The organism is Brevundimonas sp. 01N35, from assembly GCF_056399785.1.
In genome coordinates, this window is the sequence record NZ_JBFTRZ010000029.1 from 1 (window position 1) to 1223 (window position 1223).

General features: G+C 65.0%; 1 protein-coding gene. It reads left to right on the plus strand.

The genetic code is table 11. The features are described 5' to 3' along the window. Nucleotides 1-59: 59 nt before the first annotated feature. Nucleotides 60-1220: an IS30 family transposase gene (locus tag AC1DJ5_RS14615; protein ID WP_441456449.1), complete on the plus strand. Its 1161-nt coding sequence runs from the start codon at nucleotides 60-62 to the stop codon at nucleotides 1218-1220. Nucleotides 1221-1223: the final 3 nt, after the last annotated feature.

Here is a 1223-nt window from a genome sequence, read left to right on the forward strand (position 1 = left end):
GGTGGGCTCAACCGGTGAACGCAACACGCTAACTTTTCTTCGGAGATGGAGCGTGGGCGATGAAGCAGCGGCGGCGGATCTATTACTCGGCGGCCCAGCGGGCTGAAATCTGGGATCGCTGGAAGGCGGGCGAGTCGATGAGTTCTATCGGGCGACGGTTTGATCGAGAGTCCTCGTCGGTGTTCTCGGTGCTTTCGCCTACGGGCGGCATCCGACCTCCGGACCGGACCCGAGCATCACGGGCGATCAGCCTCGGCGAGCGGGAGGAGATATCGCGCGGGCTGAGCACCCGCTGCTCGCTGCGCGAGATCGCTCGGCTGCTGGGTCGATCGCCCTCGACGATCAGTCGCGAGGTCCTGCGCAACGGCGGGCCGGAACGGTATCGGGCGACACGGTCCGATCAGGCGGCGTGGGATCGGGCCTTGCGTCCGAAGCGGTGCAAGCTGGCTTGCCGACCCTCCCTGGCCCGGACAGTATCGGCCAAGCTGCGGCGGAAATGGTCGCCCGAGCAGATCGCCGGTTGGCTCAAGCGCACCTGGCCCGGGGAGCCGCAGAACCAAGTGTCGCACGAAACCATCTATCGCAGCCTGTTCATCCAGACCCGAGGCGTCCTGAAAAAGGAACTGCTTGAATACCTTAGGGCGCGACGAACGATCCGGCGTTCCAGGCACGCGTCGCTGAAACGGAACGGCCTGGGCCAGATCAAGGACGCGGTCTCCATCAGCGAAAGGCCCGCCTGCGTTGAGGATCGCGCCGTTCCCGGCCACTGGGAAGGCGACCTGGTCGGCGGCTCCCGCAACAGCTACGTCGCGACCCTGGTCGAGCGCCACTCGCGCTACGTGATGCTGGTCAAGGTCGCCAACAAGGATACCGAAAGCGTCGTCACCGCGCTGATCAAACAGTCCAGGAAACTGCCGGGCGAACTCTATCAGTCCCTGACCTGGGACCGGGGCAAGGAGCTGGCCGATCACAAGCGGCTGGCCGTCGCCTCGGACGTCGCGGTCTACTTCTGCGATCCTCGATCACCGTGGCAGCGCGGCTCGAACGAGAACACCAACCGGCTTCTGCGCCAATACCTGCCCCACGGAACCGACCTGTCCCTCCACAGCCAGGCCCAGCTCAGCGCCATCGCCCGACAGCTCAACGAACGGCCAAGAAAGACCTTGCTCTATCGGACGCCAGCGGAGACCTTCGCTGCGTGTGTTGCAGCGATCAGTTGAGCC